This is a genomic window from Steroidobacter agaridevorans (genome assembly GCF_009932555.1).
Classification (GTDB): Bacteria; Pseudomonadota; Gammaproteobacteria; order Steroidobacterales; family Steroidobacteraceae; genus Steroidobacter; species Steroidobacter agaridevorans.
The window spans coordinates 1037978-1062334 of record NZ_BLJO01000001.1; the positions used below are offsets into that span (position 1 = coordinate 1037978).

Here is a 24357-nt window from a genome sequence, read left to right on the forward strand (position 1 = left end):
CGCTCAGGCTCCTGCCGGCAGCGGATCGATCTGCATCAGGCTGATCAATTGCCCATCCGGATCGTAGACGATCATTTCGCGATACAAGCCTGCGGGTGAGCGTTCGCTGGCCTGGCGTTTGGGATAACGCACGGGCGGCGTGAGGAACTTCGCCCCCGCCGCTGCCAGCCTGGCATGCACCGTGTCGAACTCGGTCGTGGTCAGCACGAGCGCCGTTTGACCACGTGCGATGCCCTGCGAGGGAGCCGCCACGTCTGCAAGCGGAACACCGCTGATCTCGAACAGACCGACCACGACTTCCGCCGATGCAGTGGGCGCCAGCAGCACGATGCGCATCCGGCACGCCGGCAACTGCAGCAAGGCGCCCGCGGCCGGCCCTTCGATCACCTTGTCCTCGACCGCCACCATCCCGAGCAAATCCCGGTAGAAAGCGAGCGACCTCTCCAAGTGGCGACAGAAAATACTGACGCGCGCAAAGCCTACGCTCATGCCATCACCCCACACCTTCGACGGACCGACTATAATGCCAATAATTTGTCCGGACAACTTCGATGGAACTGCGACAGCTGCGCTATTTCATTGCCATCATCGAGCACGGCGGCTTTTCTCGCGCGGCCAGCGAGCTCGGCCGCACGCAGCAGGCGCTGAGCAAGGCCATGCACGCGCTCGAGGAAGAGCTGGGCGTGCGGCTGCTGGATCGCAATTCCCAGATCGCCTCGCCGACGGCCTTCGGCAAGCTGTTGCTGGAACATGGGCGGGCGATCGAGAGCGAAGCCCGCTCGTTTCGCACCAAGCTGAGCCAATTGCTGGAAGCCGAAGCCGGCGCGTTGCGCTTGGGCACGGGCCCCTCCGCGGCCGGTGGCCTCGTGGCGCAGGCGGTGCTCGATCTGCAGCGAACGCGCCCTCGCATTCGTCTCGATGTCGTCAGCGGCGTTCACGCTGAGCTGGTGGCCGGTCTGCAGCAGGGTCGGATCGACCTGGCGGTCTGTGTGGAGACCGACAGCTTGGATGCGGGCAATCTGGTGCGTGAAACCTTGGGCGAGGACGAATACGTCATCGTCTGCGGCTCCTCGCATCCGTTGGCGAAACGACGCGAGATCTCGGTCGCCGATCTGACTGACGTGCGCTGGATCGTCGGACGCAAGCTTGGCGATGTCGAGCTGGCATGGGCGGCGCTATTCGACGAAGCGGGCCTCGCCCGACCGAAGCCCGCCATTGAAACGAACTCGTTGGAATTCTGTCGCGCAGCCTTGCGCGATGGCGAACACCTGAGCGTGCTGACACGCAGCCTGATCGCAGACGAGTTGCGCTCGGGAGAACTGCGCGCGTTGGCGGTTGCCCAGGCGGCATGGCGCCGGCCCATCGTTCTCCTCTATCGACGCAGCGATCTGCTGGTGCCCGCGATGCTGGCGGTCATCGACGCGCTTTACATTGCCGCGCGCAGCAACGTCGAATGACACGCCAGCACGCGTGCTACTTGCGGCCCATACGCTGCTTCGCGAGGCCCCCCGCTTCCTGATAATTGTTGGGCAACCGCTCGAGAAACGCGTTGGGCTGAAACGAGGGCTGGTACTGCTGGAACACGGGTAACAGCAGCGCCATTGGAAATTCCGCGGGAGCGCGTGTGTTGCGGAAATCAGCAATGGGCACACGCGCCGTGGCGATGTCTTCGTGATGGCTCGTGGTCTTCGCAAGCGGCACGCCGCGCGGATCGACGATGACTGTGCCTTCGTCTCGCGCGCCCACCGATTCGGTGAAGCCTGGATTATCCGGCGACACCGAGTTGCTCACACCGATGGTGTAGGTGCGCGTCATGCGCGCGGACTGAACTGCCGTTTCGGCATTCGATGCGCCGGTGACAGTGAGAATCATGATCTCGGCGCCCTTCAACGCAAGCGCCTGGTACAGCATTGGCTCCATGCCCACTGCCGTCATCGCGATGTTGCCGATGTCGGTGCGCGCGATCGGCAACGTCGCGTCCCAGCCGTACATCTCCACGTAACGATCCAGCACATCGTAAACGGTGGTCCCGATGAGGCCGATGCCGCCGAACGAGCCGAGAATATTGCGCGCCTTCCATTGCTTGCTGACGATATTGCCGTCCGGACCGACGATGACCGACATGTTGATCACATGATTCGGCCAATCCTTGTCGCGCGCGTAACAGCCGAACGCGATGTAGCAACCATAACGCCTGGCGCGCTCGCCGATGACTTCAGATTCGGGCCCTGGCAGATCGAATGCAATCTTGTTGAGCTCGGCGCGATTCCAGGGCTGAAACCCCTGGATCGGAAATTCGTGCAGGCAGATCAGGTCCTGCTTCGCACCCCACAGGCGCTGGCCGCCCCACTCCTCGCCCGAGCCCTGGGCATAGTCGATCAGCTTGGTCACATGATCGAGGCTGCGCTTCATCGTCGCATCCCGATTCTTCACGTCGACCGACATCAGGCGCGACTGGATGGCTGAGACATTGATCGCGTCCTGCCGCAGCGGCGCTTTCGCGTATTCGCCTCGCTTCATCACCGAAGGCTCGCCGCTCGCTGTCTTCGTCGACTGAGCCGCGAACGCGGAGGAAGCGGTCAGTGCACTCACACTGGCGATGCCGGCGCCGGCCAGCACGTCGCGACGCGAAACCATTGTCGTTCTCCCCTGATCGGATCGCCGGACACTAGCACCGAACCTGCGCGCCATTGAAACAACTCCGCGTTGTGGGGCCGCCTTTGGAGTTGTTGGACAGCTTTTCCAGCTCGTCGCTAGGCTCGACCCGCTCGAAAATTGTCCGGACAAAAAACAGGGAGCCCCCGCCGTTCATGAAAACCAGAAATCCGCTGTACCTATCGTGCCTGTTGCCGCTGGCCGCGACGCCAGTGCTGGCGCAGGACCAGGATCAGACCGAAGCGGTGACCATCACCGAGATCGTCGTGACCGCGCGCCGTGCCGAAGAGAGCTTGCAGAAGGTGCCACTGTCCATCACCGCGCTCGGCGCCAACGATCTGCAGGCCGCCGGCATTTCTTCGGTCGAGGAAATCGCGGCGCTGACGCCGGGCTTCTCGTTCCGCAACGGCTTCGGACGCGGCTTCGAGCGTCCTGTGATTCGCGGCATGGCCAACATCAGCGGCTCCGCCAACGCGTCGTTCTTCATCGACGGCATCTACGTCAACGGTCCGATCAGCGGCTACAACATCGACAACCTGGAGCGCGTCGAGATCATTCGCGGCCCGCAATCGGCGCTGTTCGGCCGCAGCACTTTCGCCGGCGCCATCAACTACGTGACCCGCAAACCGACCGATGAATTCGAAGGTCGCATCGAGGCCACGACCGGGAATTACAATCGGCAGAACGTTTCTTTCTGGGCCAGCGGACCGATCGTCGAAGGCGCGCTGCGCTTCCAGGTCAATGGCAACTACTACAACCGTGACGGTCAATACCTGAACCTCGCCTCCGGCGAGAAAGACATCGGCGGCGAACGCACGAAGTCCTTCGGCACGACGCTCAGCTGGACGCCAGTCGAATGGTTCGACGCGACGCTGCGCGCGAACTACGCACTGAACGACGACGAACAACCGGCCATCGTCCGCCTCGGCGGCCCGGGCACCGGCTTCTCTGCAGACGAAGTACGCAACTGTTATCGGCCGACCGCGGGCACACGCCGTCGCGGCTATTTCTGCGGAGATGCGCCGACACCTGACCACGTATGGATCAACACCCGCGAGTTCGACGCCGCCGGCATCGAGCAAGGTCAGCAAACGAAGCTGTTCCGCTCCAGCCTGGTGATGAATGCTTACGTGAGCGACTACACCTTCACGTCGACGACGAGTTGGGATCGCATCACTGACAGCCTCGCTTCCGACCAGGATTACAGCGCGGCGCGCGGCTTTGGCGGTGCGTTCGAGACATTGAGCGAGACCGGCCAGGACGTCTGGAGCCAGGAGCTACGTGTGGCTTCTCCTCGCAACGGACGGCTGCGCTGGCAAGGCGGCCTCTACACTTACGAGAGCAATCCGGACACGACGGCGCTCGCCGCCAATCTCGTCGCCAATCCGGTCGCCGGTCTGCCCGACCTGCCCGCGGTGTTCGCGACCCAGGCCGTGGATTCGAGCACCAAGAACGAAGCGGTGTTCGCGATGGTCGAGTTCGACGTGCTCGATCGGCTCACATTGACCGCCGAAGGACGATACGCCAAAGACACGATCCACACTGGCGGCAGCTCGGTGTTCACCAAGTCTGCCAACACGGGATTCATTCCGGGCAGCTACTCGGCGAACTGCGTCGCAACCAACACGCCGAACGCGGCAAATCCAAACCGGCAGACGCTCACGTGCACCAATCCCTACCTGAGCGATGTTTCGTTCACGAACTTCCTGCCCCGCTTCACCGCGACCTGGGTGAGCTCCGATTCGATGACGTACTACGCGCAGTACGCCAAGGGCAACAAGCCGGGCGGCTTCAACGCGGACTCGCAGAACGCACGCATCCAACCGACGGATCGTGACAATCTGCGTACGCTGGGCCTGCAATCGTTCGAAGAAGAGGAAGCCGACAGCTATGAGCTCGGCCTGAAGAGCTTGTTGCTGGATCGACGCGTTCAGTTCAACACGGCGCTCTACTTCATCGACTGGACCAACCAGCAACTGACGCAGACCGCGCCGGTCGCGGAAGAAGGTCGTGCGGTGGGCAGCACCGTGCCGCCTCAGTTCCTCACTTCTTACACCGCCAACCTCGGCAAGTCGGAGATCCGCGGCGTCGAGATGGAGATGCTCGCTGCGCTCGGACAGCACTGGGACCTGCGTCTCACGTACGCCTACCAGGATGCGGAGATCAAACGCTATGTCAGCTCGGATCAGTCGGACCTGATCTTCGCGGGTCCGTACACGGGATGCGTCGCCGGCTCGCAGTGCTATGCGGACTATCTCGCCGCCGGCGACCTCTCAGGCAAGGCTCTGCCGCGCGTGCCGAAGCATCTCGCTTCGGCTTCGTTATCAGCCAGCTATCCGCTTGGCGCCTGGGGCACGCTCTCGTGGCGCGCGGATTACAGCTACGAGTCGAGTCGCTTCGTGCAGGTCGACAATCTCATGGAAAGCGGCGATTCCAACCTCGTGAACATGCGATTGGGTTTGGATGTCGGCGCGTGGAACGTCACTGCGTGGGTGGAAAACCTCACCGACGACGACACCTCGGTGGATACGATCCGCACCGTCGATCCGGCGATCTTCCTGACCGTGCCGGTACAACCTCCGCTGCCCGGCACACTGACTGCGACCAACGCTCGTGACTTTGGCGTGACCTTGCCGCTCAAGCGGATGTACGGCGTGACGCTGAGTTACAAGTTCTGACTGTGACTGCGGAAAAGTAGTTGTTTGTGCGCGCGATGCACGGTTCTTAGCATCGCGCGGTTCCTTATTTTTTAGACGAGAGTAACGATGGCAAGTCTCGCAAGCGTCCGGGAATGGCACGATGAAACCGATGTACTGGTGTGCGGCTTCGGCATGGCCGGCTCCGCGGCCGCCATCGAAGCTCACGACAGCGATCCAACGGCGGATGTGCTGTTGATAGAAAAAATGCCGGAGCCCCTGGCCGGCGGCAACGCCCGCGTGTCCGGCCAATCGCTGCTGATCTCCAAGGACGTCGAGGCGCTGAAGAGTTATCAGCGTGCGATGAGCGCAGCGAATCCGATTCCGGAGGACATGCTCGACGCATGGGCTCAACGCATGGTCGCGCTCGAGCCTTACATCGAAGCGCGGGCGAAGGAAGTCGGCGCTCAATACATTCACGGCGTCGGCTGGTCGGAGCGTGCGGCAGTATTGGAATATCCCGAATTCGGCGCGGCCTCGGCGGTCGCGCACACCGCGACCATTCTGCCGGCCCCGAGCGGCGTCTGGCTCGCCTTCAAAGCGAACGTCGAAAAGCGCAAGCGCATCCGCCGCAGCTTTCAAACCGCCCTCGTCGATCTGATTCAGGACCCGGACACGCTCGAGATCTTCGGCGCGGTCGTGTCACAAGACGGCGTTCGCAAGAACATCAAAGCTCGACGTGGCGTGGTGATGTGCACCGGCGGCTTCGAGAACAATCTGGACATGCAGCGCAATTACTTCGGCCTGTCCGAAGCCTATCCGCTGGGCACACCCGGCAACACCGGCGACGGCATCAAGATTCTGCAGAAGGCCGGCGCGGATCTGTGGCATTTGCGCAATCAAGGTCAGTCCGGCGGCGTGTGGCCCGGCTTCCGGTATCCACAGCACCCCACCGTGTTTCTACGCCAGCTGTTCTGGCAGAGCTTCAGCTGGATCGACGTTGGCGCCGACAGCCGTCGCTTCATCGACGAGACCTACGAGTGGCAGATCACGCACTACAAACAGAAAGTGCAGGGCCAATGGATCGACACGCCCCATCAGCGCGTCATGCCCATGCACATGATCTTCGATGAGACCACGCGCCAGTACAATTGCCTGGTGACCAGCGTGATGACCTGGAACACGGTGGTCGAGAAGTACTCCTGGAGCGACGACAACGCCGCCGAGGTGGCGAACGGCTGGATCGTCAAGGCCGACTCCATCGAAGAGCTGGCGCGCAAGACTGGACGCGATCCCGCAGTGCTCGCCGACACGGTGAAGCGTTACAACGCCGGCTGCGCCCGCGGCGAAGATGAAGAATTTGGGCGCAACCCGGCCACGCTGCAACCGATTGCCAAACCGCCCTTCTATGCCATTGCCATGGTGCCGGCCATCGTCTGCACCGGCGGCGGTGCGCGTCGGAACATCGAATCCGAAGTGCTGGATCATTGCGGCAAGGCGATCCCGCGCTTGTACGAGGCGGGCGAGCTCGGGTCGATGTTCTCGAACCTGTATCAGAACGGCTCGTATCTCACCGAAGCCATGATCTCGGGCCGAGCCGCGGGCCGTAACGCGGCTGGACTGCGAGCGTGGGGTTGATCCGATGCGTGTCGTAACACCTGCAATGAAGCTCGACGTGCGCATCGATGATGCCACCGCGAATCAAGGGCTGCTGAAACTGTCCGGCCTCGCCGGCATCCTGCCGTGCGAAGTCACATTGACGCCGGCGGAGCTGCGCCGGCTGCTTCTTCGTGTACTGCGCCCCAGGACGCTCGCATTGCTGTTGAAGAAGTGATGGGCCCGCAGTGCGCGCTCAAGTCGCGCACTGCGTACTCTCATAGGAAACGAGCTCGTACGCCGTCTGCATGTAGCCCGCCACCGCTGCCTTGAGCAACACATAGTCGCCGTCGGCGGTACACCAAAGATCGTACGCCGGATGTTCGAGCGGCAGACCGGGCACATCGACGATCCGGAAATGAAGCGCGTCGAACGTCCCCGCGACAACCGTCACGCGCTCTCGTCCCACGAACTCCAGAGCGAGATCGACAGCGAAGAGCATCGGGCCGGTCGCGCCCCGATGATCGGGCGATGACAGCAACATGCGCGGGAACACCTGTACGCCAGCGCCTTTGCTCAGGTCGTACAGATTGAGCAAGTAACCGTCGTTGACCATCGCATGATTGCCGAACGCGACCAGCGGACGGTCGAGGCTCATCGTTTGCGAAAGCCTGCCCTCCGCCGCCGTGAAAGCCTCGCACTCGGCGACGTCGTCGGCAAATCGGAACCATGCCGATCCGGTGAACTGCCCGCCCACAGCGATACGAACGAAGCTCTCCTGCGGCCGGCGATCCGCACCGACTCGCAGATTCACGTCGCGCACGACAGCGGGCGCGTCGTCGATTTCGCCATGCGCCGCAATCGTCCGGCAGCCATCCGCGTGAATGTCGATGCGAAACGACTCGCGACCGCGCTCCTGTCCCTGCCGCTCCGGCTTGTTGCTCGTGTAGCGGATCGACCCGGTAATACTGCGCACGACGCCACGACTCATCTCGACCTCCGGCCGGACTGCGAATTTGTCCGGACAACTTCGACGGCGCAAACTAGCTCGCCGGCCGGAGGTTGTCAAAGGCGTGGCTTCATTGGTCCTGATCGTCGCCGGTCACGACGTTGATGACTCCGTACGCACCATCGGTCTCATCGTTCGGTCCGGCGGCCCAGAACAGGGAGTTCGTCGGCTGCCCGAGGATGCCGTTGCCGAACTGAATACCCCACAGCCCGTCTACCCGGATGGCGCGATTGTTCGCTCCGTGCAGTCTGCCGAGGAATTTGCCGGAGCGCGGCGCGAAGGCGTTGATCGTCCCGTCGCCCAGGTTGCCGATCAGCAATGCGCCGCCGAAGGCGCCGAAGCTGGCCGGCGCGAGCGCGATTCCCCAAGGAGCATTGAGCGGGCCATGACTGGCGATGCGGCGGATCAGATGCCCTTGCGGATCGAACACGTCGACGAAGCCCAGACCCGCGCCGGCCTCTTCCTCGTCGCTGCCCGGCTCTTCCTGTTTCGCATAAGTCACATAGATGTCGCCGCCGATCGCCTGGATGCCGAAAGGCGCGTAGGTGCTCGGCAGCTCCGGATCGGCGAAGTCGCCGGACACGTCGACGGACTTGAACGTGCCGTCGAACACGTCGATGCGCGCTTTACTGAAATTGCATGCATATAAGAGATGTGTCGTGCCGTTGCCGCTCAGAGCGAGCCCGGTATAGACCGCGCCCTGCTGCGAATTGTCGACCGCCTCGAGGGCGTTCGTGGCGTTCACGTTGGGCGCCCAGCCCGCGAGCGTGCCTTGCTCGGTGGCGAAGATGAATCGCGCCGGTCCCGTGGTCGTTCCGTCGCTCACGACGAAGTCCGTGCCTCCCGAGAATACGATGCCGGTCGGATTGCCCTCGGCTCCGCCCGGCCCGGGCACCGTCACGACCAGCGATTGCGGCTGTCCGTTGCCGTCGTACAGCACCGATTTTCCTGCATCCGCCGAGCTCACCCAGACAAAGCCGCTCGGGTTGAAGGCCACGCCCCAGCCATTGATCAGATTCGGGTCGGTGAAGTTCGCCGGTATCCCGCCGTTCGAAACCAGCACCTTCGATTCATAGACAGAACGCGCCCGCCCGTTGCCGTCGGCACTATCGTCATGCGCGATCGCGGGCAAAGCTACGAGGGTGAATGCGGCGCATGCGAAGCATGACCACGGGATGAGTCTTGCGGTGCTCATGAGCATTACCTTTATGGAAGTGATAGATCGGGCACGCCGGCGGCGCAACGGCGCGATGGTGAGTACCGCAGGCATAGGCTGGGGTTCATCCCCGGCGGCGCGCTCGTGAACTGTCAGAACCGATAACCCGCGCCGAGCTCAGCGTGCAAAGCCGGATTGCGGATGCCGATCTCCAGATCGGGATCTCCGCGAGGATGTGCATCGATCCAGCCCAACGAGGCGGAGACCTCGCCCAATAGATAAAAGTGCGGACCGAGGTCGAGTCTGTGCCCGACTCCCACCAGCACCGCGGCGCCTGCCAGTTCGTAGGGTCCGTCGTAGGCTGTGCCCGCGATGTTTGCTTCGGCGTGTGTAACGACCGGCCCAACGCCAGCGCGGAAACGCCAGCCACCGGACTCCCAGGCGCGATTGAAACTCACAATATTGAATCCGTGGCTCACCGACAGCGAATCGACACCGTCGGGCGGATTTTTCAGGTACAGCTTGTGATGCAGCAGCTGCAACTCCCATGCGCTGTTGCCCTGCCAGCGTGAGATGCGCCAGGCGTAGTGAAATGGCGCCTCCAACCCCCTGGTTTCATAGTCTCCCGAGGTGGACAATCGGCCCAATGCGCCCTGTTCGATGCGGGTAGTGCTACGCGCGTTGTAAGCTTCACCGACCAGGAGCTCTACCGACCAGTGGCTCTGCGCGGCTGTTGCAACCCGGGCCGGAAACAGCCCGCACGCCAATAGCAACACAGCGGTGTGCCTCCAGTAGCGCATGGCGCTCAGCGTACGCCGAAGGCGATGCACCAGGGAGCTTGATCGACGACTCGGGCGTTCAATGGAAACATCACGACACTGCGGAGGTATCATGACTGCAAAGGCCGCGAAAAAGACCACGACCTCGAAAGCCCCTTCCCACAAGGGCGCCAAGGCCAAGTCCAAGGCCAAGGCCAGCTGGGCGGAGACCATGAAGAGCGCCCTGGAGAAGCGGCAGCCCGCGGGCGGCTTCCCCAAACAGCCGAAGCCGCGCGATTCCGGTGTCCAGCCGGTGCGGAAGAACGCCTTCTAAGCCTCGAGCCGCATGAATACCCGAGAGATATTGCTGATCGGTCTCGCGGGGATGACTTGGATCGCTCTGGCTATGCCGTTGGTTTCTCGATCCGAAGCAGCGGACGTTGTCGCCATCAACGTCCTCGCTGTACCTGACGCCTCGATGCGCGATCGCGCTCGTGAGCTCAACGAGCAGTTGAATCGATATCGTCCGCAGCCGTTCGCCTTTGACGAGACGCATACGGCGCACATCTCCCTGCTGCATCGGTTCGTCGCGACCAAGGATCTGCCGAAAATCGTTGCCGCCGTCGAGGGCGTCTCGGCCAGGCATCGGCTGGCCGGCGCAAAGCTCGAGACGGCGGGCCTGGAGCACTCGCCCTGGGGCAAGGCCGAGATGGTCAGCATTGAAATTGAAAAAACGCCAGAGCTGGCCGCGCTTCAAGCGGACCTGGTCGCAGCGCTGCGTCCGTTTGCAGCCCCTTCGGGTGGCCCCGACGCGTTTGTTACTTCCCCCGGCCCGGCCGAGATCGACGCCAAGACCATCGAGTACGTGCAGACCTTCGAACAGAAACAAACCAGCGAGCGGTTCAAGCCGCACATCACTGCCGGCGAAATCAATTCCGCGAACAAAGATAAGCTGCCGCCCTCTCCCGAGACGACCTTCACGATCGAGACGCTGGCCATTTATCAGCTCGGCAATCTTGGCACTGCCCGCAGGCAGCTGTGGCGAGCGACGCCCGCCAGATAGAAACAGCCCTTTTGAGCGAGGCACCACGCTCACAAAATTCGGAGAATGCACTGCTGAACCTCGTCACCTGGCGGCGCCATGCATACGACCTTCGGGCAAACATCTGCATTCCGAATCGCATCTCATGCGTTAGCCCTCGGCGCATTGTTCCTATCGAGTTCCGCGGCGCTGGCGGCGCGCCGTCCTTGTGATTGCGACAATCTCGAGCAGATCGAAGAGCACATCGTCCAGCAGGAATTTCTGCACAAGCTGTTCCAACAATGGGCGGATTACATGCCCGCCTCGCTGCTTACGCCGGATGACGTGCGTCAACGGGCGAATGCGCTGTTTGTACTCTCGTTCTATGGGGTGCCTACCGAAGTGCCCCATGGCACGGGTTCCGGCGCCGGCGCGACCGCCGGTACATTGCTGGATCCGGACGAGCACTGCCCGCTGGTCAAATACAAGTACGACAAGAAGGGTAACGCCGTCCTCCGGGAGACGCAGCGCTCCCGCGAGCAAAACCGGAATCCACCGGAGCTCGAACACGCATGGGACCGCATCACCGAACGGGAATACCCGAGCCACGAATGCGCGGCGATCGTGAATTTTACGCTGACGCACGAACGGCATCACAAGCACACCTGCCAGAGCAGCAACACGCCGAAGTCCAGCTGGGACAATGCGGCGTTCTTCGCGAGGGACGATCGGGACGCGTACAAGGCCGGTCTCGACGTTCTCTACGCCGAGCGTGCCCGCTTGAAACGAAAGTGCGAGAAGCGGCCGCCGCGCGATGGGCGCTGGCGTGGCGTGATCGAGTACGCGTTCACGTACCACACGTTCAGCTCGGAATTCCTCGAGAAGGGTAAGAACAGCGTGTATCTCGACGCCACGGGTGAAGCGCAAAGGGGCGACCGCAAATCCGTCCGCGCCCGGGCGAACATCGACGCGCCAGCCGCAGGCGGCAATATCAAACTCTCCTATCGGGCGTCACGCGAGGAAGCGTGGTTCCACAAAATTACGTGGGCGATGCCTGGCGAATGCGGCTGGTACAAGAAAACCGACTGGAGGTTCGACGCTGGCAACGAAATCCGCTCGGAGGGCAGAATCAGCGGCATCGCCGATGGCGTTCTCAGAGTCAACGAAGCGTCTGGCACCCTGGCCATCGACTATCGCGTCCCGGAAATGCCCGAAGGCACGCAGACCCAGCATGAATGGGAAAAGCCCCAAGGCACTTGCGGGGAACGAACCGACAAACAGACCGACCGGTCCTGGGGACGCGTGCAGCGCATGCCGGGCATCAGCGTATCGATGAAGGTCGAGATCGATCCCAAGCATCCGGACGATATCGAGGTCATCCGGATCGAACCCGACAGCTCCGGCAAGGGCCAGCACTATTGGTCGTTGCGACTGCATCGCCAGGCCGCGGAGTGACGCCATGACCAGCGCTCGCATCTACGCACTCGCGTGCATCTCGCTTGCGGTCCTGACCGCTTGCGGCAAAGACGAAGTTGCTCCGGCTCAGCACGCTGCCGCCGAGGCGCCGTCGAATGAATCGTTCGACATGGCAGACGTCGCCACCAGGGAGATACATCTCGCCGACGAAATCGTCGACCCCGATGCGAACGAGCCGCTCGCCTCCGACGACGAAGATGCGATCGATGTCCCTGCAGCGACACCCGCCGATAGCATCGTGCTCGCCGACACACCGGGCGAAGTGACGTTTCGGACGATGCAGACGTCGAGCCTGCGAGCCACCCACGCTCAGGCCATGTTCGCGGACGAGCTTGCACGCCACAATAGGGAAGCTCGCCGACAGGCAGAGCTGGGATCGCCGGAGCCGGCAGCGCCGGATGCGAACGCTTCATCGAGCAACGCTGCGATCGCCGCGTCGTCGACGCCCGCCGCTCAGGACAGCAAGCCCCCGACGCAACCGGCTGCCCCCATCGATGAAAAGAAAATCCTCGCCGACCCGCTGGGCCAATGGGCGTCGAGCGCGACTGCAAGCTCGACGTACGCGCAAACAACGGGTGACAAGGCCGGCTACTCCGCATGGCAGGCCACCGGCACACCCAACGTGTCACGCTACTCCGACGATCCGGCGGCGTGGACCTCCAAGTCCGGCGACTCCAAGGCGCCAGAATGGTTGGAAGTGAAGTTCGCCAAAGCGGTGTACGCAACCGGCTTGCGCATCCGTCAGAGCGCCGCGCCTGGAGCCATCAGCAAGCTCGAGCTGCTCGATGCGGACGGCGCCAGCCACGAGATCTGGAGCGGCACGGACACCACGCCCTATGAGAAGAATACGATCGGCTGGCTGGTCCAGGAGTTTCCAAAAACATCGTTCGTCGTGACCGGCGCTCGCATCACGCTGGCGACCGCACGAGTCTGGGGATGGAACGAAATCGACGCCGTGCAACTGGTCGGAGAACCTTGATCGAGGAGCGGCCAGCGATCGAGCCGGCCGCCCCTGCCCGCTCACAGTCTGATATTGACGCCCGCCAGATAGAACCGGCCGAGCGGGCTGTCGCTCATCGCGAAGCCGTCGCGCAGGCCAGCGCGTGTGCCGTTACCGGAGTACGCACCGTTCGGCGCATCGGCATTGAACACGTTCTGGACATTCACGTAGTACTCCATCGTCATCCCGCCCGTTTCATGCTGGTAGGCGAGATTGATGTTCGTAGTCGCGAATGACTCGACGTGATTGCTGACCCAGTTCTGGGTGGGATCGCCGCCGAGGTCCATGGCATTGCGCCAGCGCTCCATCAGATCGACCGTGAAGTTCTCGAACGGCTGGAATCTCACCAGGCCGGTCAGACGCACGCTCGGACTCGCCGCCGCGCCGAGCGGACCGAATCCGACCCCGCCCTGATCGATCACCGTGACATTCGGTTGCCGATAGAAAATATGCGGCTGATACGCGCCGAGGAAACGGACCGCGAACGGCCGGTCGAACAGCGTGCTGGTCCAGTTCACTTCCAGATCGGCGCCGTAAGTCTCGATCTCGGAAATGTTCAGCCACACGTTGTACCAGGCGGTCACGGCGTTCGCGGCCGAGGTATCCGAGAAGCCGTTCGGCCGATCCTGCAGCTCGCAGTAGGGCGACGTGCCGCCGCTTGCATAACACTGGTTCTGGAACGCCGTGGTCGCCCCATTCACTTGAGTGATCGCATCGGAAACGACGATGCGGTAGCCGTCCAGCGCCACGCTCAACTCCGGAATCGGGCGCCACACGAAGCCCGCAGTCACGGTGTTGCCGATCTCCGCCGTCAGATCGGGATTGGATTGATCGCGCGACTGCACGCGCGGCGACGTGCCGGTCAGCAAGTCGGTCGGCTGCACATAGACGAAGTTGTCCGGTGCATACAGATCGCTCAGGGTTGGGGCGCGAATGTCACGCGAGCGCGTCGCGCGGAAGCGTAGCGAGTCGAGAATCTGCCAGTCGACGCCGAATTTCCAGGTCCAGTAGTCGCCGCTCGTGTTGTAGTTCGTGTAGCGTCCGGCAGCGCTGAAATTCACCGCATCCTTCACCACCGGCAGGCCGAACTCGAGCGCCGTTTCCCAAACGTTCTGGCTGACCTTCGGTGCATCGGCGAAGGATTGAATCCAGATGGGGTCGCCATCGCGGCAATTGTTGAACCGAATCCCCAGGCCCGCGCAGCTCAGCACCTCCGTCGGCTCGCCATCGCTCTTGCCTTCGAAAGACTGATCGCGATACTCGCCGGACAGCGCCACAGTGACCGGGCCGGCCCAATTGTCGAACGGCGAGCCGCTGATGTAGGCGGAGACATCGCTCATACTCGTCTCGCCGTTGAAACTCGTCGGCTGCATGACGTAGTCGAACGCCGCCGCGTTCGCGGCAGTGGGCCCGAAGACATTCAACGGAACGCAGCCCTGGCCGAGCGACGGATTGGTCAGCGTGATGTTACAAACGATGTTGCCGCTCGAATCGCGTACTGCATCGAGCGCGTACGCCAGACGCTGCGCATTGATGTTATTGCTCAGCGTCGTTTCCAGCTGAGTCGTACCGAACACATAACTCAAGCCCCAATCGTATTCACCCAGCGACCCTTTCAAACCCGCCGTGTAGCCGCGCTGGTCGGATTCCGAATCGGACTCGAAGCGCGGTCCGTTCTGCAGCAAGCCGGTCATGCGGAACGTAGCGGGCTGACCTGCGGCGCTCATCGCCGCCTGATACTGGGGGCTCAGGAAAGCGTTCTGCGGACTGAAGTTGCGGTCGTACTGCAAATATTCGCCGTAGACCTCGTTGGTCTTCATGTTGCCGGCAATCTGCACATAGCCCTGCAGACTGTCGGTGAAGTCGAATTGGAAGCGCCCGAAGTACTGGTGACCTTCCATGGGAGCCAGCAACGACGAATCGTAGTAGCCGCCCTCGCCGCCGATCTGCAGGCCGTTGGTGCCCGTCGCAGTGCCGGCAGCGAACGGAGTCAGCACGCCATCGGTGCTGAAGGTCCGGTTCGCATACACACCGTTGCGGATCAAGCCGCCGAATGGATACTGTGCCTGCCGCACGTTGCTGTACATCTCATAAGGATTGGTCGCGGAACCCGGGGCACCTGCGCCAGGCACCGATCCGGCGACGCCGACCAGATTCATATAAGGACGGTCGGAGCGAAACAGGATGCCCTCTTCCTTGCGATATTCGTAGCTTGCTTCGACGTGACCGCGGCCATCGAACAACGACGTGCCGGCTGCGATCGCCGCGTTGTACTTGTCCGCGTCGCCGTAGTCGGAAACGCCGCCGTTGATGCGCGTTTCGACGCCTTCGAATTTCTTGTTGAGGATGTAGTTGACGACGCCGCTGATCGCATCGGAGCCGTAGACCGCCGACACGCCGCCGGTCACGGTGTCCACTCGCTGCACCAGCATCTGCGGAATCAGATCGACGTCGACGATGCCGTTGATCAGCGTCGGCGGCACACGCAAACCATCGAGCAACACCAGGGTGCGAATCGCACCGACGTTGCGCAGGTTGAGCTGATTGGCCGACGCGTTGCCCGCCGACACCGTGCCCGTGGACGTGGGATTGCTGCCCGAGCCACGCGATCCCGAAAACACCGGCAGGATATTGAGCGCATCGGCCAGCGTTCCCGGCTGCGCCGCGAGCACCTCTTCGGTGGACACGACGGTCACCGGCGTCGGGCTGTCATCGCCATTGGTAATCACGCGTGAGCCGGTAACGGTCACCTCTTCGAGGGCCGGCTCATTCTCGGCCTGCGCGTAACTCAACGTGGAAACCAGGCCGGCTCCGCCAGCCATTAGCATCGCAGCAATGCGTCGATCCATTGTTTTTCCCCCATTGTCATACGCGCGCTTGCCATGGCCGGCAGCGCTACGCTGTTGTCAGAGGGGATTCTGCCTATCGGAGCGATCGGTCGAGAAAACAGATACGTGCACGGAGCGATTAGTTTTTGTTGGGTCGGCCGCGCTAGTAGATCTTCAAGCCACCGAACTTCTTGCGGAGGCGGCGCGCGAGCGTCTGGTATCCGCCGGCGAAACTCACGGCTCCGACGACCAGCAGCGCAACCACCCAGCCTACGACGCCAGTCGGCGCCGTGGTAGGAAGCACCGCTGCCTGCAGCGGAGGCTCGGGCGCTGCGACGATCGTTTCACCCTGCGGTGGCGGTGGTGCAACCGGAGCGGCGATGCGAGCTTGCAATTCACTCACCTGCCCACGCAGCGCGCCGTTTTCTTTTTTCAGCTGCGCGATCTCCTCCAGCGACGCTTTGTCCACGCGAGGCGCGGCGCTCGGTTGCTGACGCTGCAACTCGCGAAGTCGAACGATCGCGGGCTCATCGCTCGTCAGGTAGTTCGCGCCCACCCAACCTTCCCGGCCATCTTCCAAACGCACTCGAACCAGATTGCCGGAGCGCTCCAACTCCTCGACTGAGTCGCCGGTCTGGATCGTCGCGACACGTTCGCTGCCCTGATCGGGCTCGGCATAGACATTCAACACCAGCTTGTCGGAAACAAAACGTTTCTCCGGCGTCGGCGCAGGCGCTGCGGGTGTCTCGCTCGCTGGTATTTCCTGCGCCACGCCGGCGAGCGGCAATGTGGCCGCCAGCAGGGAAGCTGTCGCAATCAACAGACAACGAGGCGTCGCTGAATATTTCATATCAGCGATGTTTTCAGAGTTGCCCGGCGCGGGCAACCGCCGAAAGCTGAACGGGCTGCGACGGTCGACCTGGTTACTGCAAAACTTTGAACCGGATCGCAGCACCGCCGCCCGGCCCGAGCGCCAGGGCCAGGCGATCCGTCGAGCTCACGGTGCGCCGTTCGATCACTTGCGCGAGCGCGTTGGTCCGATAGTCCGCATCGGTCTCGTCACGGTAGATCTGCGCCTGGTACCTGCGGCCGGGCTGCAGAAAATCCAGCGCGACCGACAACGATCGAGGCTGCTCGTCGGTCACCGCCCCGAGATACCAATCCTCGCCACCGCGCTGTTGACGTGCGACGACCACGTAATCGCCGATGCGCGCATCGAGAGTGCGCGAGCGTTCCCAATCCGTCGGCACGTCCTTGATGAACTGGAACGCTTCGGGATGCTTTTCGTAGTTCTCCGGCAGGTCGGCGGCCATATGCAACGGACTGTAGATCACGACGTAGAGCGCGAGCTGATTGGCGAGCGTCGACTGTACGCGTTTCTGGACCTCTCGCTTACCGGCAGCGATGTCGAAGATGCCCGGCGTGAAATCCATCGGCCCGGCCAGCAACCGCGTGAACGGCAGAATCGTGACATGCTCCGGCGGATTGGTCGGATTGCCCCAGGCGTTGAACTCCTGTCCTCTCGCGCCTTCGCGGGTCATCAAGTTCGGGTAGGTGCGTCGCAAGCCGGTGTCTTTGACGGGCTCGTGCGCATCGATCGCAATCCGATACTTCGCCGCCGTTTCCGTGACGAGTTGATGATGTCGCACTAGATATTGGCCCGCGAACCATTCGTTGTGCGACTGGCCATCCGGCATGAGCCGTTGAATCGTGCCGTTGGGCTTCACATAGCCGGTCTTCACCGAATGCACGCCATGCTTCGCATACTGCTCGAATCCGGCCACCATCTGCGACTCGTAGTTCGCAAGCGCGCCTGCCGTTTCATTGTGACCGATCAGTGAGACACCTTTGCTCCGCGCATACGCGGTGACTCCCGCCAGATCGAAATCGGGATAGGCCTGCGTGAAACTGAAGCCCGCGCCGTTCGCGATCCAATCGCCATCCCAGCCCGTGTTCCAACCCTCCACCAGCACACCGCCGAAGCCGTGCTTGGCGGCGAAATCGATATACCGTTTGGCGTTCGCTGTGGTCGCGCCATGTTTGGGGCCGCTGCCCCAGGTGGAGCGATTCAGATGCATCTCCCACCAGATGCCCACGTACTTGCCGGGACGCGCATAGGAAACATCCCCGAGCTTGTTGGGCTCGTTCAAGTTCAGCTCCATGCGCGAGTCGGCCAACCCGCCGGGCGTTTCGGAGATCAGCACCGTGCGCCACGGCGTCTGAAACGGGCCGGTGCGTCGAACTTTCACGCCATCCGACCAAGGCATGAGATCCGCCTGCAACGTGTCGGGTGCGGTCAGACGTAGTGTCATGCTTGCGTAGTCGATCAGCGCGGCTTCGTGGATTGAAAGAAACAAACCCGGCGCCTCCAACGTCAGCGGCGTCTCCGCCTTGGTCAGCTGCTCGAGCGGAGTCCGGCGATACAAATACTCGTCGCGCTCCTTCTGATAAGCCTCGAACCACCACGCCTGGGTTCTGGCGGCCGGCCGAAACTGAGTCAGCTCATCGCTGATCGCGACTTCCTGGTTCGATGGCATGCCGTGGTAGTCGTAGCGAAGGCCGAAGCCCTCATCGAACGCACGCACGACAATATCGAACGACTTGCTATTCGGTGTGCCGCCGCGCATCGCCACGCGCATCTCGTTGTGATGGTCGCGAATTAGCCGCTGTTCGCCCCAAGGCTGCTCCCACGTCTCATCGTGAGCACTGCGCCGTATCTCACCCAGCGTGACGTTCACCTGCTTCTCGCCGACGAACGTGAGCCCAAGCGCCGAGCGCTTCAACACCGGCTGCCCTCGCCGACTCACCTCGTAGAACGCCCGACCGTCTTCAGCGCCCACGCAAACACGAAGCACTTCTCCGGGCGAAGCGACACACTCGGTGGCGGCGTCGGCCGATCCCGCCTGAAACCCAAGCATGCACGCGAGCATCGCACCGATTGCAGATTTCACAGACAGCAGCTCCCGATCGCGGCAATGAGCCGCCTACCAATGACGAACGAGCTTGCGCTTTGCCTCAGTCAATACTTGAACCTGAAGCCGAGCTGGAAACGGCGATCGCTGCGGATCCAGGCGGAGTCGCGGCGTACCGGCCCGGCGCCGGGCGTCAACGCCGAATCGCCGAACAGTTGTTGCTGGCTCACGATGGTCCGGTCGAGCAGATTGGAGCCGTCCAGCGACAGCTCCACGTTGTTGCCGACCTGGAACCGGATCGAGCCGTCCAGATAGCCGCCGGCCTTCTGCCACATCGGCAGCCCGATGCAACAGTCCAGATTGTTGGTCAGGAACTCCGATCGCCAGCTGTACGCTAGCCGCACGCCCACCGGCCCGCGCTCGTACAGCGCCACGATGTTATAGGAATCGTCGGAAATGCCGGCAAGCCGATGCGAGTCGATGATCTCGTCATTGCCCTGCAGCCCGCCGCCGAATGCAATCGTGCCGCCGGGCGTGTAGCCGGGCTGCACCGCCAGGTTCGAGTTGTCGATGCCGGATTGCGTCACATGCGTGTAGTTCAGCTGCACGCCGAACCCATCCCACGGACGCGGCAGAAAGTCGAAGAAGGTCTGGAATGCCACTTCGACGCCGTCGAGCGTGCCGCCGCCCGCGCCGTTGCGTGGACCGCGCACGATGACCGTCTGCGTCGTGCCGTTGTTTTCGAATTGCCGCTCGAACTCGCCGTACGCGATGCTGCCGTTCAACCGCTTGTGAAACAGGCCGAGGCTGAACGAGTTGCTGCGCCCCCAATAATGCTCGTAGGCCATGTCGAAGTTGTCCGCGGTGATCGGCGCCAATCCGCCGAATCCGGAGTCGGAATGAAACACGAAGCGATAGCCCGCGACGTTCTCCGGTGTGCGCGGCGCATCCGGAGAGCGGTAGATAACGTACGGCGAATCGGCGGACGTATCGATCAACGGCGACTCCACGCGGACATAGTTTCGCAACAGACCGAAGTCGGGACGCGACAGAGACCGGGACGCGCCGAACCGCACATACTGATTCGCGTTGAGCCGGAAACGCACATTGAGGCTCGGCAGCAGGTTGTCGTGACTGCGCTTTAGATCGTTCTCGATGCCTGCGCCATTGCTGAACGCGAGCAACCCGGGCGTCAGCCAGCATGAGAGATGAGTGACATCGTCGCCGACGAGCGGCGAGTTGCAAGGCGTGGCGGCTGCGGTCTGATACCAAGTGGACACCGGAAACGCGACGGCGCCATCGCTGGAGACGGCAGTGCGAGCGTAACGCAGCCCGATGTTGCCGCGAACGCCGATGCCGAAGACCGTTGCGTTGTCGCCGCCAAATCGCAACATGGCGTACACCGCTTTGGTCCGCTCCTCGACATCCAGCACCTCGGAATCGATGAAACATCCCTCGGTGTTGCCGGCGCGCTGGCACAGCGGCGTCCAGGCCATGGGCGAACCGGTCGTCGCGCCGCTCAACGCGTCGATGTGACGTTGACGGTCGAGCAACGTCTCGCGATTCATGAACACCATCGGACCGTTCGCGAACACCTGGCCATCGTAGAAATCGCCCAGGCCGTCGACCTCCCAGATGCCCTCGCCGTATCCTTGAAACATACGCCCCGGCTCGCCGCAGGCCGCTGGATAAGGTGCAGCCTGCGAGTTATCGATATTGAAGGCCGGCCCATTGCACAGCGACGGCGCGGCAATCGGCGACCAGTTGTAGATCGAGTAACGAACACGTTGCTTGCGATCCGCATGCCGCGCGCCGAACTTCAATGCCTCGAGCCAGGTCCTGCCGACACGGTACTCCAGATCCGAGCGCAGCGCGGTCGCGCGAGCCTCGTTGTCCTCCAGATGATCCTGGACGAACTGAAGATAGTAGTTGTGCGGATTCGCCAGAAAACCCGGCGCGTAGTTGACATTGGACCCGGGCTGCAGCTCGATGCGTGGCGTGCCATCGCGATGGGTCGAGTACTTCGCGTTCGCCATGGTGCGATTCGCGACCAACATGTCGTAGTTGTTGGTTTCGGCGTCGATGCGCTGGATGTCGAACGTCGCGCGCAGGCGATCAGTGGCGTTCCAGCGCAGATTGAATGAAACATCGCGCGTGCCTTCGGCGTGATCGAAGTTGCGCGCCTCGTTCCCAACGTAAATTCCCTGCCGCTGCGTACTGCACGCCGAAGGACTGCCATCGGGCTGCGGGCCACAGTAGTTGACGAAAGGCAATCCGGGAACCGCGGAGCCGTACGCAAGATTTCCCGCCGTGCTGCCGCCGAGCCAATCGCCGGTCGGTTGCGTCAGCACTCCCGATTGCAGCATTCCATCGGGACCGAAAGTGAAAGCCGGTGTGCCGTCGGCGGGAGCGATGACCGCCGTGCTCTGAGGCGAATAGCCTGGCGCCGCCCACAGACTGAAGAAAGAAAGGTTCGAACTGCGCTCGCCCCAGGCGTTGTCGTACTGCGAATCCATGTACTGCGCGGTGGCGAGCCAGCGTCGATCGCTCGACTCGAATTGCAACGCGGCCGATGCGCCATGACGGACCCGGTCATAAAGCACCTCGGAGAAATTCAGCTGACTCGGAACGTAGCGCCAACCGGAGCCGCCATAAGGCGTCGATGCGCAGGGAACCGAGCCGTCCGCGGCGACGATGGCATTACCGCTCGCGTCGCTGTTGCCGCTGTCACAGAACGCGCCGATCCTTTGCATGATGACGCCTTCGGTCTGCGTCTTCACCTGCGAGTACGCATAGTTCGCCAGCAAACCGAAGCGGCCGATGGCGGTGTTCCAGACATCGGCATAGATGCCCGAGCCTTCGTAGGTGGTGTCGTCGCTGCGATCGCCGTAGTTGGCTCGTGCGGTCACCGAGAAAACCCGCGACGGACTGTCGAGAGGCAGACGTGTCCGCAGGTTCACAGTGCCGGCGATGCCGCCTTCGATCATCTCCGCCGTCTGGTTCTTGTACACATCGACACCGGCCATCAGCTCGGGCGAGATGTCGTTGAAGTTCAGGCCGCGATAGCCGTCGGCGGAGAAGCTGTCGCGTCCGTTGAACTCGGTGCGCACGAACGTGAGGCCGCGAATCAGCACGCCCGCAGGCTCAGCCGAGAAGTGCGTGCTGTCGTCGTTGGATTGCAGACGAGAGACGGTGATGCCTGCGACCCGTTGCAACGCTTCGGCCACGGACTTGTCGGGAAAGGAGCCAATGTCGGTTGCGGTCACCGAGTCGACGAAGGTGTCGGCATCGCGCTTGATCTCTCGTGCCGTCTCGAGCGCTCGCCGCACGCCGACGACGATGACCTCTTCCAGCTCGGTATCGAGATCGACTTCGAAGTCGGCAGGGTTCAGATCGTCAAAGCTCGCCTTCGATATAGAGCGACGGCGCACGATCAGCGCGCCGGTGAGGTCGCGCACGATTTCCAGGTCAGTGCCGGCGGTCAATGCTCTGGCCGCCTCCTCCGCCGTCATCACTGCATTGATCGACGTGGAGCGCAGCCCCTGCACGGCCGCGGGCGAAAACAAAATATTCGTGTTCGTCTGGCGTGACAGCTCCCGGAGCGCCGCGTCGACGGACTGCGCTTCAATATGAATGGTGACGGCACTTTGCTGCGCAACTGCGACACCGAAGGCACTGACGGCTGCAAGAGCAACCGCGCACCTCACGGCAACGCGCAGCGCGCCACTCAGCTTCGACATGCTCCCCCGGGTAGCCGCCAGTCACGCCAGCGGTCTATCCAACCTATGACGAATATGGGCCTGGGTTTCCTCAGCCCGACGTAGCGTGATTCGATTGCGCTCCATCTCCACCCGAACCGGCAGCAGCACCGAGATCGAGGTGGCGAAGGCCTGCGGATCGCCGACACTGTAATTGCCGGAAATCGGCATCTGTGCGATCTCCGGATCGAGGATCACGATCGGCCGGCGCGTGTAGCGGTTCATCGCGGCAACCGCCTCTGCGAGCGATTCACCGAAGAAATCCAACCGGCCCTGCCGCCAGGCGCTCGCCCGCTCCATGACCGGCCGCTCCTCGCGAACGACCTTGTCCTCGGCAAACACCACGAGTTGCCCGGCAGTCAGGAGCCGCGGCATCGGCACGCCGGCCACCGGATTCTCCAGCGCGACCTCGACGGGCCCTTCCTCCAGCAGCACCGAGACCACCATGCCGTCGCGACTCACATCGAAATGACCGCGCGGCGTGCTGATCCGCTGGTCTCCCGCAATCACATGGAACGGACGGACTGTGTCCTCCGCAACGTCGAAGTGGGCGCGCCCTCTGCGGAGCTTCGCCTGTCGGCTCGTGTCATTCATGGAAACATGGATTTCCGTATCCGTATCCAGGCTGACGAGCGTGCCGTCCTCGAGCGAGACCTTGTGTTGTTCGCCGATCTCGGTCGCGTAAGTAGTGCCGGAGCGCAGATACACGACCAGCCCCGCAACCGACGCGGCCGCGAGACCGACGCCGGCTCGCAGCACATGACGACGATTGACGCGGGCCTGTTGCGGCCTTCGATCGGTGGCGCCGGCCATCTCGAAGATCGCGTTGGTCACTTCGAAGGCCGCCCGATGCTCCTCGCTTTCGGCGAGCCAGGCGCGAAAGCCGCGCTCGTCCTCCGCCGTGCGGTCCTCCGAACGCAAACGGGCCAGCCACGCCGCCGCCTCGGCTCGCGCCGCCTGCAGCTGCGCCTTGTCGTGCCGGCCGCTCATTCGCCTTCCACCCAATTCACCAGGAACAGGCTGGCCTTCGCGATGTGCTTTTCGACGGCACTGACCGTTATGTCGAGTCGCGCGGCAATCTCGCGATACTTCAACCCGTCCAGACGATGCAACAAAAAGATCTCCCGCGTTCTCGGCCCGAGCGAGTCGAGAGCAGCCATGACCTTCTCAAGACGTTCTCGGGCCGCCAAAACCTCAGGATGCAACGGCTGGCCGTCGGACAGGTTGAACATTTCGCCGATGTCGATCGGGCTTTCGCGCCGGACCTGCACTCGCCGCCGCTCGTCCACCGCCAGGTTCGCGGCCGTTCTGACCAGGAATCCGGACGGATTGTCGACGCTTTCCCGGGCGCTGTACTCGGACAGCCGGACGAACGCGGAATGCAACAGGTCTTCGGCGCTGTCGGCGCCGCCGACCGCACGTTTCACGGCCCTCAGCAGGTCCAACCACCCGCTTCGAGTATTCGGCAGTTCTGCCATCTTGTTCGTTCCGACCCGATCCGTCTGGTGCGGACGGTCCCCCTGTGCCGACGAATATGACAACGCCGCGTCGT

At 62.7% G+C, this 24357-nt stretch carries 19 protein-coding genes; 8 read left to right on the top strand and 11 right to left on the bottom strand.

Annotated elements, in window-relative coordinates:
• Positions 1 to 3: 3 nt before the first annotated feature.
• Entirely contained in the window at positions 4 to 489 is a 486-nt protein-coding gene (locus tag GYH35_RS04560) for a VOC family protein (RefSeq protein WP_161814507.1), read from the bottom strand.
• A 62-nt stretch (positions 490 to 551) separates the two neighbouring features.
• On the opposite strand from GYH35_RS04560, the gene GYH35_RS04565 reads away from it, so the two are divergent.
• Positions 552 to 1457: a LysR family transcriptional regulator gene (locus GYH35_RS04565; protein ID WP_161814508.1), complete on the top strand. Its 906-nt coding sequence runs from the start codon at positions 552 to 554 to the stop codon at positions 1455 to 1457.
• Positions 1458 to 1473: 16 nt separating this feature from the next.
• On the opposite strand, the gene GYH35_RS04570 is transcribed toward GYH35_RS04565, so the two are convergent.
• Entirely contained in the window at positions 1474 to 2637 is a 1164-nt protein-coding gene (locus GYH35_RS04570) for a nitrilase-related carbon-nitrogen hydrolase (RefSeq protein WP_161814509.1), read from the bottom strand.
• A gap of 173 nt (positions 2638 to 2810) precedes the next feature.
• Here GYH35_RS04570 and GYH35_RS04575 point away from each other — a divergent pair, with 173 nt between their 5' ends.
• From GYH35_RS04575 to GYH35_RS04585, 3 genes are all read left to right on the top strand, one after another.
• The gene (locus GYH35_RS04575) at positions 2811 to 5333 is read left to right on the top strand and encodes a TonB-dependent receptor (RefSeq protein WP_161827749.1); all 2523 of its coding nucleotides are present in this window, start codon (positions 2811 to 2813) and stop codon (positions 5331 to 5333) included.
• Positions 5334 to 5420: 87 nt separating this feature from the next.
• Positions 5421 to 6929 (top strand): FAD-dependent oxidoreductase, encoded by a 1509-nt coding sequence (locus tag GYH35_RS04580; RefSeq protein WP_161827750.1) that lies wholly within the window; start codon positions 5421 to 5423, stop codon positions 6927 to 6929.
• Positions 6930 to 6933: 4 nt separating this feature from the next.
• Complete coding sequence (locus GYH35_RS04585; protein ID WP_161814512.1) at positions 6934 to 7125, top strand: hypothetical protein; 192 nt, start codon at positions 6934 to 6936, stop codon at positions 7123 to 7125.
• Positions 7126 to 7143: 18 nt separating this feature from the next.
• Here GYH35_RS04585 and GYH35_RS04590 read toward each other — a convergent pair whose 3' ends face one another.
• The 3 genes from GYH35_RS04590 to GYH35_RS04600 all read right to left on the bottom strand — a co-directional run bounded on the left by GYH35_RS04590 (position 7144) and on the right by GYH35_RS04600 (position 9852).
• Positions 7144 to 7878: a DUF3108 domain-containing protein gene (locus GYH35_RS04590; protein WP_161827751.1), complete on the bottom strand. Its 735-nt coding sequence runs from the start codon at positions 7876 to 7878 to the stop codon at positions 7144 to 7146.
• 88 nt (positions 7879 to 7966) lie between these two features.
• Positions 7967 to 9091, bottom strand: a complete 1125-nt coding sequence (locus GYH35_RS04595) for a TIGR03118 family protein (RefSeq protein ID WP_161814514.1) — start codon at positions 9089 to 9091, stop codon at positions 7967 to 7969.
• Positions 9092 to 9204: 113 nt separating this feature from the next.
• Positions 9205 to 9852 (bottom strand): hypothetical protein, encoded by a 648-nt coding sequence (locus GYH35_RS04600; protein ID WP_161814515.1) that lies wholly within the window; start codon positions 9850 to 9852, stop codon positions 9205 to 9207.
• A gap of 91 nt (positions 9853 to 9943) precedes the next feature.
• On the opposite strand from GYH35_RS04600, the gene GYH35_RS04605 reads away from it, so the two are divergent.
• From GYH35_RS04605 to GYH35_RS04620, 4 genes are all read left to right on the top strand, one after another.
• Positions 9944 to 10144: a hypothetical protein gene (locus tag GYH35_RS04605; RefSeq protein WP_161827752.1), complete on the top strand. Its 201-nt coding sequence runs from the start codon at positions 9944 to 9946 to the stop codon at positions 10142 to 10144.
• 12 nt (positions 10145 to 10156) lie between these two features.
• Positions 10157 to 10873: a 2'-5' RNA ligase family protein gene (locus GYH35_RS04610; RefSeq protein ID WP_161827753.1), complete on the top strand. Its 717-nt coding sequence runs from the start codon at positions 10157 to 10159 to the stop codon at positions 10871 to 10873.
• A 78-nt stretch (positions 10874 to 10951) separates the two neighbouring features.
• On the top strand, positions 10952 to 12286 hold the full coding sequence (locus tag GYH35_RS04615; RefSeq protein ID WP_161827754.1) for a hypothetical protein: 1335 nt from the start codon (positions 10952 to 10954) through the stop codon (positions 12284 to 12286).
• Positions 12287 to 12290: 4 nt separating this feature from the next.
• On the top strand, positions 12291 to 13286 hold the full coding sequence (locus GYH35_RS04620) for a hypothetical protein (RefSeq protein ID WP_161827755.1): 996 nt from the start codon (positions 12291 to 12293) through the stop codon (positions 13284 to 13286).
• Positions 13287 to 13327: 41 nt separating this feature from the next.
• Here GYH35_RS04620 and GYH35_RS04625 read toward each other — a convergent pair whose 3' ends face one another.
• From GYH35_RS04625 to GYH35_RS04650, 6 genes are all read right to left on the bottom strand, one after another.
• Complete coding sequence (locus GYH35_RS04625; RefSeq protein WP_161827756.1) at positions 13328 to 16156, bottom strand: TonB-dependent receptor plug domain-containing protein; 2829 nt, start codon at positions 16154 to 16156, stop codon at positions 13328 to 13330.
• A gap of 142 nt (positions 16157 to 16298) precedes the next feature.
• Positions 16299 to 16985, bottom strand: coding sequence for an SH3 domain-containing protein (locus GYH35_RS04630; protein WP_161814521.1), 687 nt, complete (start codon positions 16983 to 16985; stop codon positions 16299 to 16301).
• A 73-nt stretch (positions 16986 to 17058) separates the two neighbouring features.
• Complete coding sequence (locus GYH35_RS04635; RefSeq protein WP_161827982.1) at positions 17059 to 19065, bottom strand: glycoside hydrolase family 97 protein; 2007 nt, start codon at positions 19063 to 19065, stop codon at positions 17059 to 17061.
• 89 nt (positions 19066 to 19154) lie between these two features.
• Positions 19155 to 22787, bottom strand: a complete 3633-nt coding sequence (locus tag GYH35_RS04640; protein ID WP_202624080.1) for a TonB-dependent receptor — start codon at positions 22785 to 22787, stop codon at positions 19155 to 19157.
• 21 nt (positions 22788 to 22808) lie between these two features.
• Positions 22809 to 23795: a FecR family protein gene (locus tag GYH35_RS04645; RefSeq protein ID WP_161814522.1), complete on the bottom strand. Its 987-nt coding sequence runs from the start codon at positions 23793 to 23795 to the stop codon at positions 22809 to 22811.
• Positions 23792 to 24232 (bottom strand): RNA polymerase sigma factor, encoded by a 441-nt coding sequence (locus tag GYH35_RS04650; protein WP_202624081.1) that lies wholly within the window; start codon positions 24230 to 24232, stop codon positions 23792 to 23794. The genes GYH35_RS04645 and GYH35_RS04650 overlap by 4 nt, the downstream gene beginning before the upstream one ends.
• Positions 24233 to 24357: the final 125 nt, after the last annotated feature.